Source organism: Geodermatophilus sp. SYSU D00710, assembly GCF_054050195.1.
Genome location: NZ_JBJGYX010000087.1, coordinates 1 through 14,832, shown reverse-complemented (window position 1 = coordinate 14,832; position 14,832 = coordinate 1). Strand labels below are relative to the sequence as shown.

At 74.8% G+C, this 14,832-nt stretch carries 10 protein-coding genes; 6 read left to right on the top strand and 4 right to left on the bottom strand.

What is annotated here, in order from left to right:
* Positions 1–438: 438 nt before the first annotated feature.
* Positions 439–1,974, bottom strand: coding sequence for a lipopolysaccharide biosynthesis protein (locus ACI78U_RS23650; protein ID WP_456877850.1), 1,536 nt, complete (start codon positions 1,972–1,974; stop codon positions 439–441).
* Positions 1,958–2,968: a glycosyltransferase family 2 protein gene (locus tag ACI78U_RS23645; RefSeq protein WP_456877849.1), complete on the bottom strand. Its 1,011-nt coding sequence runs from the start codon at positions 2,966–2,968 to the stop codon at positions 1,958–1,960. Before ACI78U_RS23645 ends, ACI78U_RS23650 begins: the two co-directional genes overlap by 17 nt.
* A gap of 296 nt (positions 2,969–3,264) precedes the next feature.
* Between ACI78U_RS23645 and ACI78U_RS23640 the strand changes: the two genes are divergently transcribed.
* From ACI78U_RS23640 to ACI78U_RS23625, 4 genes are all read left to right on the top strand, one after another.
* Positions 3,265–4,554, top strand: coding sequence for a hypothetical protein (locus tag ACI78U_RS23640; protein ID WP_456877848.1), 1,290 nt, complete (start codon positions 3,265–3,267; stop codon positions 4,552–4,554).
* Positions 4,555–4,618: 64 nt separating this feature from the next.
* Complete coding sequence (locus ACI78U_RS23635; RefSeq protein ID WP_456877847.1) at positions 4,619–6,076, top strand: polysaccharide biosynthesis tyrosine autokinase; 1,458 nt, start codon at positions 4,619–4,621, stop codon at positions 6,074–6,076.
* Positions 6,073–6,699, top strand: coding sequence for an arsenate reductase/protein-tyrosine-phosphatase family protein (locus ACI78U_RS23630; protein WP_456877846.1), 627 nt, complete (start codon positions 6,073–6,075; stop codon positions 6,697–6,699). The genes ACI78U_RS23635 and ACI78U_RS23630 overlap by 4 nt, the downstream gene beginning before the upstream one ends.
* Entirely contained in the window at positions 6,696–7,454 is a 759-nt protein-coding gene (locus tag ACI78U_RS23625; RefSeq protein WP_456877845.1) for a polysaccharide deacetylase family protein, read from the top strand. The genes ACI78U_RS23630 and ACI78U_RS23625 overlap by 4 nt, the downstream gene beginning before the upstream one ends.
* A 470-nt stretch (positions 7,455–7,924) precedes the next feature.
* On the opposite strand, the gene ACI78U_RS23620 is transcribed toward ACI78U_RS23625, so the two are convergent.
* A complete protein-coding gene (locus ACI78U_RS23620) occupies positions 7,925–8,695 on the bottom strand; it encodes a hypothetical protein (protein WP_456877844.1) in 771 nt (256 codons plus the stop codon).
* Between the two features lie 204 nt (positions 8,696–8,899).
* Complete coding sequence (locus ACI78U_RS23615) at positions 8,900–10,294, bottom strand: phenylacetate--CoA ligase family protein (RefSeq protein WP_456877843.1); 1,395 nt, start codon at positions 10,292–10,294, stop codon at positions 8,900–8,902.
* A gap of 389 nt (positions 10,295–10,683) precedes the next feature.
* Between ACI78U_RS23615 and ACI78U_RS23610 the strand changes: the two genes are divergently transcribed.
* Both ACI78U_RS23610 and mfd read left to right on the top strand, forming a co-directional pair.
* The gene (locus ACI78U_RS23610; RefSeq protein ID WP_456877842.1) at positions 10,684–11,142 is read left to right on the top strand and encodes an adenylyltransferase/cytidyltransferase family protein; all 459 of its coding nucleotides are present in this window, start codon (positions 10,684–10,686) and stop codon (positions 11,140–11,142) included.
* Between the two features lie 181 nt (positions 11,143–11,323).
* A partial coding sequence (gene mfd / locus ACI78U_RS23605; RefSeq protein ID WP_456877841.1) for a transcription-repair coupling factor occupies positions 11,324–14,832 on the top strand: 3,509 nt, incomplete at its 3' end.

Sequence of the window (14,832 nt, the reverse complement as noted above, 5' to 3'; positions counted from 1 at the left end):
GCGGGGAGCCGGGGGCGGGGGGGGGGGGGGGCGCCCGACGAGCGGCACACCGCCCGCCCCCGCCCCGCCCCCCCCCCCCCCCCCCCCCCCCCCCCGTCGCTCCGGGGTGGACGTCGCGGCGCAGGCCCACGTCCGGCTCGTGGCAGGGGATCGGCTGTGGGCCGGTCGAGCAGGCGAGGCAGGCCCTCGGTGCGCCGGGGGCCCACCCGGTCGCCCTCGGTGGCGTGCGAGACGCCCGGTCCGGCAGCGGCGCACGCAGCCGGGCGCCATCGCTGCCTGATGCGGGTGCCCAGCAGCCACCTGCCGGTGACGCGTGAGCACCCCCCGCCTCGAGGTCGCCCCGGTCGTCGGCTCAGCACGCCGTCACGACGCTCGTGACCCCCACTCCTGGGAGTGGACGGCGGGAGCACGTGGACTGCCCCGGTGGCCGCGGCCTCGTCAACGGCCGCGGCCGGCCATCTGACGGCCCCACGCCAGGACCCCGGCCAGGTCGGCGCGGACGGCGGGGACGAGCGTGGCGAGGCCGTAGGCGGCCACGCCGGCCGCGAGGCCCGAGACCAGTCGACCCGGCGTCGGCCACCCGGTCGTCAGTTGGGTGGTCAGGAAGCAGACAGCGCCCACCAGGGTCGCGCCACCGGTGATCCGCAGGGCGCCGAGCAGGAGGGCGCGCACCGGGATCACGGTGAGCCGGGAGAGCCACCACAGCGACAGCGGCCACTCGACGAGGGCCGCCGCGGCGTATCCGGCCGCCACACCGGTCACACCGGAGAGGGCGCCGACGGCGATGCACGCCGCCTTGAGGACGAGGGTGACGGCCGTGTAGCGCAGGAGCGCGTCCGACAGTCCCCGGGACAGGTACACCCAGAACCCGACGAAGGACAGGGTCTGGGCGCTGCCTGCCACGGCGAGCAGCGCCAACACGGGCGCCACGGGGTGCCAGCGTGCGCCGAGCACGATGTCGACGATCGGACCGGCCGCGCCGGCGACCAGGGCCAGCGCGGTGACGATCGGGATGCCCAGGGCCAGCTGGCCGCGGCGCAGGTACTCGCCGAAGCGCACCGGATCCGCCTGCAACCGGGACAGCACCGGGACGGCGACCGTGGTGGCCGGCGTCCGGAGCTGGGCCAACGGCGTCATCAGGAGCTGGAAGCCACGGCTGTAGATGCCCAGCGCCGCCGGCCCGGACCACAGGCCGAGGGCCATGGTGTCCAGGTTGTTGCCGAGGTAGTAGGCGATGTGCGTCCCGGTGAGACCGCCGCCGAAGCGGAGGAACGGCCGCAGCCCGGACCCTCGGCGCGGCCGTCCCGGCACCCAGCGGGCCAGCGCCACGACGGCGACCAGGGCGACCGTGCCCACGGTGAGCTGCTGAGCGACCAGCGCCCAGTAGCCCGCACCCGCGGCCGCCGCGACCACCGCGACGACCAGCGCCGCCAGCTGGGCGAGCAGGTCGGCGCCCGCGACCGCTCCGAAGCGCAGGTCGCGGGTGAGCCCGGCGCGGTACTGGGCCGCGAGGCCGTTGAGCACGAAGGTCAGCGCCAGCGCCTGCGTCACCGGTACCAGCTCGGCCTGCGAGAAGACGTCGGCGACGACACCCGCCCCGGCGGTCACGACGGCCGCCAGCACCAGACCCGCCCCGGCGTTGACCCAGAACAGCCCGTCCCGCTGACGCGGGGTGAGCTCCGGTGCCCGGATCGCGGCGGTGGACAACCCGAGGTCGCGGACCACCTCGCCCATGCCGACGACCACCAGGCCGACGGCCATGAGGCCGTAGTCGTGGGGGCTGAGCAGCCGGGCCAGGACGACGACGGAGGCGAACTGCAGCAGGATCCGCGCGCCCTGCCCGGCCAGGGTGACCCCGGCGCCCCGGGCGGCCACGCGACCCAGGCCGGGCCCGCTGCCGGCCGGCTGCGAGGCCGCGGAGGGGAGGGTGTCGGTGGTGGTGCCGTGGGGCGGCGGTTCAGCGGCGGACGGCATGCTGCACCTCCGGAACCGCCGGTCCCGTGCGTCCTGCGGCGCCGGCGGCAGGACCGGCCGGCGGCCGTGCGTACTCACCGGGCACGTATCCGAAGGCACCCGTGACGAGGCCGGCGTAGCTCGCCAGCTCCGTGACGGCGCGGGCCCGCGCCGCTACGTCGCGGCGGGCGATCCCCCCGCCGGCGGCCAGCAGCGACCCCGTGATCCGCACGGCTGCCTTGGCCACGACGACGAGCCGCGTGCGCCACCGGGCGACCGCCGTGCCGGCCAGGTGCACCTCCGCCCGGCTCCAGGAGCCGGCGGCCCGGAAGCTGCGCCGCAGTACCCAGCCGCGGGTCAGCCGGTCGGGTGGCACGAACTCGACCGCCTCGGCCTCGTCACACCACCGGATCTCCCCACCCCGGCGCACGAGCGCGTGGGTGAAGAGGGTGTCCTCCCCGCCGGTGAGCCCGAAGCGCTCGTCGAAGCCCAGTCCGAGGGCGCGCACCTGGTGCAGGTCGAGCAGCAGGTTGCCGGCTCCCGCGCCCCCCACGGACGTGCCGGTGGGCAGGCGACGTCGATCGAAGGCGCCGGAGCCCGAGACCCACGCGTCCGCCGGACCCGTGAGGTGGGCAGGCACCGGGCCGGCCACGGCGGCGCACCGCCACCTCGACCACCCGGCCACGAGGTGCGCGAGCCATCCGGGGGAGGGCAGCTCGTCGTCGTCGATGAAGACGAGCACGTCGGCGTCACCGGCCTCGGCAAGGGCCCGGTTCCGAGCGGCGGAGATCCCGGGCCTCGGCTCGTGGACGTAGCGGATGCCGCGTCCACCCCAGGCGCCGACCACGTCGGCCGCGCTGCCCTCGGGGTCGTTGTCCACGACGAGGACGGCGGCCCGGGGCTCGACCGAGGCCGCCTGCTGCTCGAGTGCGCCGAGCAGGGCGGGCAGCCGGTCGGTGCGGCGGTAGGTGAGCACGGCGACGACGACGTCCGCCGCTCGCTCTGGTCCGGACACGCCCGACTCCTCGCCTCGCTGGGATCCCGTGACGAACGGTTCTCGACACCGGAGCCCGTTCCCGGCGGATTGCACTCACCCGTCCGTGGAGAAGGTACGTCCAATTCTGGCGGAGAACGGAGGGGCGCACTCCTTTCGGGTGATCCCGCGAGAGGTGGCGAATGGTCGGGGCGCATTTTCGTGGAACGGTGTGCGGGCGCTCCGCGAGCTGCGGAGGAGCAGCCATCACCCGCGGTCGGCGGGCGGAGTCGGGGGGATCGGGTCGTGCACTTCTCGCTGTCGCCCACGGGGCCGAGATGACGGCGCTCCTGCTGGCGGGCGCCGCGCTGTCCGCCGGTGCCCTGGGCCTGGTCCTCCTGCACCGGGCACCGCGGGCGGCCCTGGTCGGCTGGCTGGTCGTGGTCTGCGGTGTCCCGGTCTGGGTCGGGCTGCACCTCGTCGTCGAACTCGAGTCCCACGTGGCCGCCACCGTCGGCCTCGTGGCCTGCCTGCTGCCGGGCGTCCTGTTCGGGCAGAACGCCGCCGCCGGCCGGGTGACCCGCGCCGACGGGCTCCTGGTGCTCTTCCTCGCCGCCGCCCTGGTCGGCGCGGTCGCCGGTCGGTCCACCGTGTCCGACGTCTTCCTCGTCGCGGTGCAGTGGGCCGGGGCCTTCCTGGCCGGCCGCGTCATCGGTCACCGGGTGCCGCTGGGCTGGGTGTACGGCGCGATCGCCGTGGCCCTCACCGTGGTCGCCGGGTTCGCGATCGTCGAGTTCCTCACCGGGTGGAACCCCTTCGTGACCGTCCCCGGCTCGGGCAGCCTCCACGACGACTGGTCCCCCATCCAGGAACGGGGCGGGCAGGCTCGCGCCGAGGCCGCGTTCGGGCACTCCATCGCCCTGGGCGCCAGCCTCGCGCTGGCCGTGCCCCTGGCCCTGGCCTCGCGCTTCCGGTCCGGTGTGCGGCTCGCCATGGTGGTGGTCCTGGTGGCCGCGGCCGCGGTGACCTTCAGCCGCATCGGCCTCCTCACCGCCATCGGCGGGGTCGCGCTGTCGGTCCTGTTCGTGCGCTCGGAGCTGTCGGCACGCATGCGCTGGAGCGTCATCGGAGGGCTGGCCGTGGCGGCTGCGGGACTGTCGTCCCTCATCGCCGGCACCTTCGAGGCCGCGGGCGACGAGGCCTCGGCCAGCGCCGGTTACCGCATCGACCTGCTCGACCTGCTCCCCACGCTGCGCGCCTTCGGCCTGGCCGAGAGCCTGTACGTCTCCCCGACGGGGGAGCGCACCTTCGCCGGCTTCGACTCGATCGACAACGCCGTGCTGCTGGTCGGCCTCGACTACGGCTGGGTGCCGATGGTCGTCGTCGTCGCCCTCCTCGTCGGGGGCCTCTGGTGTCTGGTGTCGAGGCGGGCGACCGCGCCCACGATCGCCGTGGTCGCCCAGATCCCCGCGCTGGTCACCGTCGCCCTCATCACCCAGTACTCGACGCTGCTCTGGTTCGTCGCCGGACTCGCCGTCTTCAGCCAGGCCGCGGCCCGGCACCCGGCCGACGAGTCGCCCGCCGCATCACCCGGAATGGGGAGGGCCGTGGAATCCGCGCCATTCTGACAGTTACGTTCACCGTTCGATCGACGAGTTCTCGGGTGCTGTCGCCCGCCCCGGAGGGAATCCTGTGGCACTGAACCATTTCCTGACCGTTCTGCGGCGCCGGATCCGGTGGATCTCGTCCGTGTTGTTGGTGTGCCTCACCGGCGCGGTCCTGTTGAGCACGCTCCTCCCGCGCACCTACGAGTCGACGGCCGAGCTCTACGTCTCGGTGACGACGGCCCAGGGGGTCGACGACCTGGCCAACGGGGCGCGGTTCACCCGTGAGCAGATGGCGTCCTTCGCCAGCCTCGCCCTGACGCCCCGCGTGCTGGAGCGGGTCGCGGAGGAGTTCGACGTCTCCGGCGGGGCCGAGCGCCTCGAGGACCGGGTGAGCGTCGAGGCGTCCGACAGCACCGTGGTCATCGCCCTGACCGTCGTGGACGCCGACCCGGCACGGGCGGCGGACCTGGCCAACGCCGTCGCCGACCGGACTGCCGACGCGGTGGAGGAACTGGCGCCGAGGGACCCCGACGACGGCAGCTCGACCGTGCGGGTGGAGGTCGTGCGCCCGGCCACCGCCCCGGCATCCGCGGCCTCGCCGGACACGGTGCTCAACATCGCCGCCGGCGCCGTCCTGGGTCTGACCCTGGGCATCCTGCTCGCCCTGGCGCGCGACGCCGTCGACACCCGGGTCCGCGATGCCGACGTCCTCGCCGAGCTGACCACGCTGCCCGTGCTCGGCACGGTCGGTGTCTGGTCGGGCCGGCAGCCGGGCCGGGTCCAGGTGGCGACGGCCCCGCACAGCCCCGCGGCGGAGAGCATCCGCCAGTTGCGGACGAACCTCCAGTTCCTCCGGGTCGCCGAGGACCCGGCCGGGAGTGCCCGCCCGGGTGCGCACGTCGTCGCGGTGACCTCGGCGCTCTCCGCGGAGGGCAAGTCGACGATCTCGGTCAACCTCGCCGTCGCCCTCGCGCAGACCGGCGCCCGGGTGCTGCTCGTCGACGCCGACCTGCGCCGGCCCACCGTCGCCGAGGCGCTGCGGATCGAGGGTGGCGTCGGGCTGACCACCGTCCTCGCCCGCGACGCCGACCTCGAGGACGTCGTCCAGGAGTGGGGCACGTGCGGGCTGCACGTGCTGCCGTCCGGCGCGATCCCGCCCAACCCGACCGAGCTCCTCGGGTCACCGGCGATGCGCTGGCTGGTCGACCGCGTGCGGCAGGCCTACGACTACGTCGTGGTCGACACGTCGCCGCTGCTGCCGGTGGCGGACGCGACCGTCCTGGCCGGCCTCGTCGACGGCACCGTCGTGGTGGCCAACGCCAGCCGGGTCCGCCGGACGCAGCTGAGCCACGCACTGGGCAACCTCGAGCGCGTCTCGGCCCGGGTCCTGGGCGTCGTGCTCAACCACGTCCGCCGCGACGAGGAGGCCTACTCCTACCGCCAGGGCGAGGTCGTGCCCGAGCGCGTCACGGCCGAGGGTGACCGGCGGCCGGCCGACGTGGCCCACCGTGCACCGGCCGGCCGCCCGTCCGTCGGGTCGTGAGCGGGACCGGACAGCCGGAGGAGCCGCTCCGCGTCCTCGTGGTCTGCACCGGCAACATCTGCCGGTCGCCTGCTGCGGAGCTGCTCCTGCGTGCCGGCCTCGGGCCCGCGGCCGGGGTCGAGGTGACCAGCGCGGGCCTCTCGGCTCCCGTGGGAGAGCCCGTCGCCGAGCCCATGGCCCGGCTGCTGCGCGCCCAGGGCGTGGATCCGGGTGTCTCGACGGCACGCCAGGTGCAGCCGGGCGCCGTCCGTGACGCCGACCTCGTCCTCACCATGACCGCCGCTCAGCGCCGGGCCGTGGTCACGTCCGTACCGAGCGCGGTGCGTCGCACCTTCACCCTCGTGGAGTTCGCCGACGTCGCCGCCCTGGTCGGGGTCGCCCGCCTGCCCGGAGGGCCGGCGGAGCGGATCGCCGCGGCACTGCGCGCTGCCCCGGTGGCTCGGGCGCAGCGGACCGGGACGACGGCAGAGGACGACATCGAGGACCCGTACGGCCGTTCCGAGGACGTCTTCTCACGGGTCCTCGACAGGATCGACGGCGCCGTCGAGCGACTCCTCCGCGAGCTCCGCGAGCCCGCACTCAGCCGAGCCGGGACAGCCGGGACGGACGGTCCCCAGCCGTGAGCAGCCCCTCGGCGGCCGCCGGCGCCGACGCCCGGCCGCGCGGCCCGCGACTGCTCCTGCCGCCGGTGCTCATGTACCACTCGGTCAGCGCGTCGACGGGACCCGATCCGCACCGGCTGCGGGTCCACCCGGACCGCCTGGACGCGCACCTGCGACTGCTCCGCCGGCTGGGCCTGCGCGGGGTGTCACTGGGGGAGCTCATGGCGGCCGCCGACGCCGGCCGGGCGGACGGCCTGGTGGGGCTGACCTTCGACGACGGCTACACCGACTTCCTCGACCAGGCCGTCCCGGTACTGGGCCGCCACGGCATGACCGGCACGCTCTACGTCGTCGCCGGCCGGCTCGGCGGAGCGAACGAGTGGGACGCCGGCCCGCGGTTGGACCTGCTCGACGCGGACGGTGTCCGAGCGGTCGCGAGGGCAGGGCACGAGATCGGCAGCCACACCCTGACCCACGTCCGGCTGTCGGCTGCCGACCCGGTCGTGGTGGCCCGGGAGGTCACCGGGAGCCGCCGGGTCCTCGAGGACGTCCTGCAGTCCGCGGTCTCCGGCTTCTGCTTTCCGTGGGGGGACTTCGACGAGGCCGCGGCCGAGACGGTCCGCGCCGCCGGCTACGACCACGCCTGCGTCACCGGCGACTACCGGCCCGGCGATCGGTTCACCGTCCCGCGGTGCTACGTGGCCCCGGAGGACGGCCCCGTCCGCCTGGTCGCCAAGCTGGCCCGTCACCGGATCCGGGTGCGCACCGGCCGTTGAGGCGCGGTGGTCCGCCCTGCGCAGGCGGCTGCGGCCGTCGAGCACGGTCCCGAAGCGCCCGCGTGGCCGGGTTGCCGGCCGGGCGCACCGTGGACGTACGCGAGCGGGCGGCCGTGCCCGGGTGGCGATCGCACCCCCGGGCGCGGCCCCCGGTGAGCGGACGCCGAGCAGCTCCGGGCGACGGACCGGTCACCGGTCGTACGGCGGACGGCGCGCGGTTCGGCCCTGGGGCGCCGGTGCGTTCCCGTGGACCCGGCCGGCGACCCGCCTCTCGGCCCTGACGACGACCGCCGGATCCGCCGACGGGCCCGTCGGACCCGGCCTCCGGGTCGCGATCGCCACTGCTCGTCCCGGCCGCGCTCGCCCGGGCCGGTGGCAGGCCCGTCAGGGTCTCCCCCCGGCCGCCGAGCGCTGAGGGCGTCTCGCCGGCCGGGACGCGCACCCCGCGGCTGCGCCGGGGGCGGGAACGGTCAGGAGGCCGTCGGCGCCCCGGTGCCGGTGGCGAGCGAGGGGACGGCCGGAGTGTCGTCCTCGTCCGGGGTCCCAGGGCGCCGTCGGGCCGCCGCGAGCAGACCGAGGGCGTAGGCCACGGTCAGGCTCAGCACGACGAGCTCGCCGCCGTCCTCGACGGTGCCGACGGCGTCACCGATGGCGGTGTGCATGACGAGCACGTGGAGCTGGTCGACCAGACCACCGAACAGCACGTAGCCGGCGAGCAGCGCGGCCACGCCGAGGCTGGCGCGCCGGGTCGCGGCGTCGCTGCGGCGGTGCAGCAGCGCGGCGGCGACGACGGGCACCACGGCCAGCAGCCCCCACACGAGGATCTCGCCCAGGTCGTTGGCGCGCAGGCCCAGCAGGCCGTCCGGGAACCAGAGACGCTCGCCGAGCCGGTCGGCGAGCCAGGCGCCCCTGTTCTCGTGCAGGCGCAGGCTGTCGTCGGCGAGCGCGGCGGCGAAGACGGCGGCCCAGGGCAGGAACACCCACCGTCGGCTGTACAGCGCCAGCACGACCAGGAGGAACGCGATGGTCGCCTGCTGCAGGTACCCCCACTGCTCGGCGAAGCCGCGGTCGGTCTCGAGCACCCACGGACCGCCGCGGTCGGCGGGACCGTCCGCGGTCAGCAGGTGGCCGACCGAGGCCACGACCAGCGCGAGGTCGACGGCCACCAGTGCCACCAGGGCCGCCACCGACAGCCGAGCGACGATGTGCCGGAGGAGGCCCGTTGCGCTGCTGGTTTCCATGACCGTCCCCGTCTCACGTCGCGCCACCCCGTCAGCGGGGTGGTCCTCCGAACAGTCGAACGTCCGCGGACGGGTGGCGGCAACGCTCCGCCGGGTGGCGTCCCCCCAAGGGAGGAGACGCGCCGGCAGGCAGCGGCCCCGAGCCGCTGTCGGCACCGAGGGTGTGCCTGCTCTCCTCCGGGGGACGGTCCCGTGGACGTCGGCTCACCGGGCCGTGGCCGGTGCGACCGGGTCCTCCGTCGTCCCGGGAGGCGTCGGAACGAGGTCCGAGATGACGTACTTGACCTTCCCACCCGTGAACGGCAGTCGGTCGACGTACTCGGTGGTGACCGGGACCTCGTCGCCGATGCGCTGGCGGAGCGTCTCCACCGCCGCCTCGACGTGGGACGTGCTGTCGTGGCCGGCGCCGAGGACGACGCGCACGACGATCGAGTAGTCGGCACGCTGGTGGATCTGGAACAGCCGCACGCTGTCGGGGTGCCTGCTGAACATCGCCATGAGCCGGTGTCCGATGGCCCGGCCGCTCGGCAGCCGGAGGATGTCGGTGGAGCGGCCCTCGGGTTGGCTCATCAGCGGCAGGGTGACGCCACAGGGGCACGACTCGTCGAGCAGCGCGCCGCGATCGCCGATCCGGTACCGGATGAGGGGGAACACCCGGTTCGTCAGGTCCGTGACGACGAGGTCGCCGACCTCGCCCGCGGGCACCGGCCGGCCGCGCTCGTCGACCACCTCGACGAGGCGGACGTCGGCGAACAGGTGCAGACCGTTGCGCTCCCGGCACTCGCCTGCCAGCCAACCGAACTCCGAGCCGCGGTACTCGTCGTAGACGGGTACGCCGAAGAAGGACTCCAGCCGGTGACGAGCCGAGGTGGTGAGCGGCGCCGCGGTCGTCGCGACCGCCCTGAGGGAGGGGGTGTCGAGGCCCGACTCCTCGAGGAAGTCGGCGAACTCGAGCATCGACCCGACGTAACCCTCGAGGAGAGCCGGACGGGACGCGCGGATCCGGCGGTGGAAGCGCCGCATCGAAGCAGGACTCAGGAGCGCGGCGTCCAGGTAACTCTGCCGGGTGGGCCACCACTGCAGGTCGTTCTTGAGGGTCTCCATCCGGCCGAACCCCCAGCGTCCCACCCGGGCGAGGTCGTCCCAGGGCTGGATCCCCCACCAGGAGTACATCCGCCAGGCCAGCGCGAGGGACGGCACCCGGGCGTCCTGCTTGGTCTGCAGCGGCTGCCCGGTGCTCCCCCCGGTCAGGGCCTCCCGCACGGTCCCGGGACGGGCTTCCGAGGAGAGGAAGCCGGACGCGTGCTCCTTGACGACGGACCGGTCGATGATCGGCAGGGCCTCCCAGTCGTCCCAGCTCCGCACGGCCGGGACCTCGACCGCGTGCCGGGCGTAGAAGTCGGGGTAGAAGGCGGTGCCCTCGGTGGCCCACTGCAGCATCCGGGTGGCGCCGCGCCACTGGAGGTCGCGCAGGGCCTCGGGTGCCATGGTCTGCTGACCCATCAGCTCACGGAAGAACGAGTCGTTGCGGCGGCGGACCGTGGCGGCCTTCGCCCGGAACGCCCGGGCAGCGAGTGCGGTGCGTCGATCCTGGACCACGCGGCCTCGGTCAGTGTGCACGGCGACCTCTCACTGAGGAACGGAGACGCTCCGGAGGAGCGCGCTCGGAGTCTCCCGTCACGTCCCGCTGGCCGATACGGCACTCGGCCCGAAAGGGTGAGGGCGCCGTCGAGGTCCGCCTGGGCCTGTCCGGGTGATCGGGATCGGCCGAGGTCCGTCCCGACGGCGTGCAGGAGGGCCGGACCCCGGTACCGACCTCGACGGTGTGCCGGCCTCCCTCGCCGCGGGCTCACCCCTCCGGCACCACGAGGCGTGACCATGTCACCCGACCGAGTGCTTCCCGGCGGGGTGAACCCGGTCGGGGGATGACGCAGAGTCACCGCGGCTGGTCGACTGCCCGGGACGTCGGACGAGGTCCTGGGGGAGACGTGACCGTCATCGGGTATGCGCCGGGCGCGTACGACCTGTTCCACATCGGCCACCTCAACGTGCTGCGGCACGCCGCCGCCCACTGCGACCGTCTGGTGGCCGGCGTGGTCGCCGACGAGGTGCTGCTGCAGACCAAGGGCCGGCTGCCGGTCGTGCCGCTGGCCGAGCGGATGGAGATCGTCCGCGGCCTGCGCGTCGTCGACGACGTGCACGCCGAACTCGTGCCCGACAAGCTCGAGGCCTGGCGGGCGGTGGGCTTCTCGGTCCTGTTCAAGGGCGACGACTGGCGGGGGACGCCGAAGGGCGAGCGGGTCGAGCGCGACATGGCCTCGGTCGGCGTCACGGTCCACTACTTCCCGTACACGATGCACACCTCGAGTACCGCGCTGCGCCGAGCGCTGCAGGCGCTCGAGACCGCCGAGCCCACGACCAGGACGGCGTCCGCGCTCCCGCGGTGATGCGCGAGGGGGGCTCCCCGGCGGCCGGATCTGCCCGCTCGACGATCCCGGGCCCCGGTCGGCGCCGGCCGCCGATCGTGCCCCCGGCAGGGCCGGCGCCGGCCGTCTAGCCTGGGAGGGGGCCCCGGCGCCGCACTCGGCGGCGCCCGCTGCGGGCCGTCGTCCCCAGGAGGAAGTCCCCGTGAGCCTGCGCGGCGTGCTCGACGTCGTCCTCAGCGATCCCGGCACCGCCCGCGTGGTGGCCGCCGTGGGGTCGGCCGAGCTCGCCGTCCCGGCCCCGCCGCCGGTGCAGCCGCTGGTCGCCGCCGCGCTGGCCGCGGTCGAGCCGGGCGCGGGAGTGCCGGTCCTGCTGGTCACCACCGGCGAGCGCGACGCCGACCTCGCCGCCGACCTGCTCCGCTGCTTCCTGCCCGACCGCCGGGTGGAGACCTTCCCGGCCTGGGAGACGCTGCCGCACGAGCGGCTCTCCCCGCGCGCGGACACCGTGGGCCGCCGCCTGGCCGTGCTGCGCGACCTGACGAACCCGGGGGAGAACGGCGCGATCGACGTGCTCGTCGCCCCGGTGCGCAGCGTGCTGCAGCCGCTGGCGCCCGGCCTCGGCGACCTCGTGCCGGTCGAGCTGCGCGCGGGCGACACCGCCGAGCTCGACGACGTCGCCCGCGCGCTGGTCGACGCCGCCTACACCCGCGTGGAGCTGGTCGAGAAGCGGGGCGAGTTCGCCCTCCGCGGCGGCCTGCTCGACGTCTTCCCGCCCACCGAGCCGCACCCGGTCCGGGTGGAGTTCTGGGGCGACGAGGTCGACGAGCTGCGCTACTTCTCCGCCGCCGACCAGCGCTCCCTCGACGAGCGGCCCGAGCGGCTGTGGGCCCCGCCGTGCCGCGAGCTGCTGCTCACCGACGAGGTCCGCGCCCGCGCCGCCGAGCTGGCCGCCGAGCACCCCGGCCTGGCCGACGTGCTCGGGAAGCTCGCCGAGGGCATCGCCGTCGAGGGCATGGAGTCGCTGACCCCCGTCCTGATCGAGGGCGACCTGCAGCTGCTCACCGACCTCGTCCCGGCCGGCACCCACGTCCTGGTCGCCGACCCCGAGCGGGTGCGCAGCCGCGCCGCCGACCTGGTGCGCACCGCCGAGGAGTTCCTCGCCGCCTCCTGGGCCACCGCCGCCGAGGCCGGCGAGGCGCCGCTGGACCTCGGCGCGTCGTCGTTCCGGGCGCTCGAGGACGTCGAGGCCGCCGCCCGCGGCCGGGGCCTGCCGTGGTGGACCACCGGCGCGTTCACGCTCGGCGACCTCGAGAGCGACGACCAGGGCGCCCTGGAGGCCACCACCGTCGAGCGGTTCGCCGGCGACCTCGACCGCGCCGTCGCGACGCTGCGCGCCTGGACCCGTGACGGCTGGCGGGTCGTGCTGACCTTCGCCGGGCCCGGCCCGGCCCAGCGCGCGGCCGAGCAGCTCGGTGCCGCCGACCTCGGCGTGCGGCTGGTGCCCGGCCTCGAGACCGCGCCCGAGCCGGGGCTGATCTCGATCACCCAGGGCAACCTGGAGTCGGGCTTCACCCTGCCCGGGGTCGAGTTGGCGCTGGTCACCGAGCACGACCTCACCGGCCAGCGCGGCACCACGATGCGCGACGCGGTCAAGATGCCCGCCCGGCGGCGCAACGCCGTCGACCTGGTGCAGCTGCAGCCCGGCGACCTCGTCGTCCACGAGCACCACGGCATCGGCCGCTACGTCGAGATGGTCAGCCGCACCGTCAACGGCGGGCAGCGCGACTACCTCATCGTCGAGTACGCGCCGAGCAAGCGGAACCAGCCGCCGGACCGGCTCTTCGTGCCCACCGACGCCCTCGACCAGCTCACCCGCTACGTCGGCGGGGAGCAGCCGGCGCTGTCCAAGCTCGGCGGCGCCGACTGGCAGAAGACCAAGGGCCAGGCCCGCAGGGCGGTCAAGCAGATCGCCGCCGAGCTCATCCGCCTGTACTCCGCCCGCATGGCCACCCAGGGCCACGCGTTCGGCCCGGACACCGTCTGGCAGCGCGAGCTCGAGGACGCCTTCCCGTTCCAGGAGACGCCCGACCAGCTCGGCGCCATCGACGAGGTCAAGCGGGACATGGAGAACCCGGTGCCGATGGACCGGGTCATCTGCGGCGACGTCGGCTACGGCAAGACCGAGATCGCCGTCCGCGCGGCGTTCAAGGCGGTGCAGGACGGCAAGCAGGTCGCCGTCCTGGTGCCCACGACGCTGCTGGCCAACCAGCACTTCAAGACCTTCTCGGAGCGGATGGCCCAGTTCCCGGTCACCGTCAAGGTGCTCTCGCGCTTCCAGTCCGACGCCGAGAGCGCAGAGACGCTGCGGCAGCTCGCCGCCGGCGAGGTCGACGTCCTGGTGGGCACCCACCGGCTGCTGCAGCCGACCACCCGGTTCAAGGACCTCGGCCTGGTGATCGTCGACGAGGAGCAGCGCTTCGGTGTCGAGCACAAGGAGTACCTGAAGACGATGCGGACGGCGGTCGACGTGCTGTCGATGTCGGCGACCCCGATCCCGCGCACGCTGGAGATGAGCCTGACCGGCATCCGGGAGATGTCGACGATCCTCACCCCGCCCGAGGAGCGGCACCCGGTGCTCACCTACGTGGGCGCCTGGGACGACAAGCAGATGGCCGCCGCCATCCGCCGCGAGCTGCTGCGCGACGGCCAGGTCTTCGTCATCCACAACCGGGTGCAGTCGATCGACAAGGCGGCGGCGAAGATCCGGCAGCTGGTGCCCGAGGCCCGCGTCGCCGTCGGCCACGGCCAGATGAAGGAGCACGAGCTCGAGCGGATCATGGTCGGCTTCTGGGAGAAGGAGTACGACGTCCTGGTCGCGACGACGATCGTCGAGTCGGGCCTGGACATCCCCAACGCCAACACCCTCGTCGTCGACCGCGCCGACACCTTCGGCCTCTCGCAGCTGCACCAGATCCGCGGCCGGGTCGGCCGTGGCCGCGAGCGCGCCTACGCCTACTTCACCTACGACCCCTCGCGGCCGCTGACCGAGACCTCGGTCGACCGGCTGACCACCATCGCGCACAACACCGACCTCGGCGCCGGCATGGCGGTCGCCATGAAGGACCTCGAGATCCGCGGCGCGGGCAACCTGCTCGGCGGCGAGCAGTCCGGGCACATCGCCGGCGTCGGCTTCGACCTCTACGTCCGCCTGGTCGGCGAGGCGGTGGCCGACTACCGCGCCCAGGTCACCGGCCAGCAGGCGCCGCCCGAGCCGGTCGAGGTCCGGGTCGACCTGCCGGTCGACGCGCACCTGCCGCACGACTACGTGCCCGGCGAGCGGCTGCGGATGGAGGCCTACCGCAAGGTCGCCTCGGTGCAGGACGACGACCAGGCCCAGGCCGTGCTCGACGAGCTCACCGACCGCTACGGGACGCCGCCCGCGCCGGTGCTCAACCTGCTCGCGGTGGCCCGTTTCCGCGCCGCCATGCGGGCCCTCGGCATCACCGAGGTGTCGCTGCAGGGCCGCGCCATCCGGATCTCGCCGGTGCCCCTCCGGGAGTCGCAACAGATGCGGCTGAACCGGCTGGCCGACGGCGCCACGTACAAGTCCGCCGTCCAGACGGTGTCGCTCAAGGTCCCGGTCGGGGCCGACGGGCGCACCCCGCTGGGGGACGTCGCGCCGGCAGAGCCCCTCCCCTCCCAGCTGCACGC

Bases quoted from the DNA above. Each gene is read 5' to 3' on its own strand.
- ACI78U_RS23650 (WP_456877850.1), bottom strand. From the start codon at position 1,974: ATGCCGTCCGCCGCTGAACCGCCGCCCCACGGCACCACCACCGACACC.
- ACI78U_RS23620 (WP_456877844.1), bottom strand. From the start codon at position 8,695: ATGGAAACCAGCAGCGCAACGGGCCTCCTCCGGCACATCGTCGCTCGG.
- ACI78U_RS23640 (WP_456877848.1), top strand. From the start codon at position 3,265: ATGACGGCGCTCCTGCTGGCGGGCGCCGCGCTGTCCGCCGGTGCCCTG.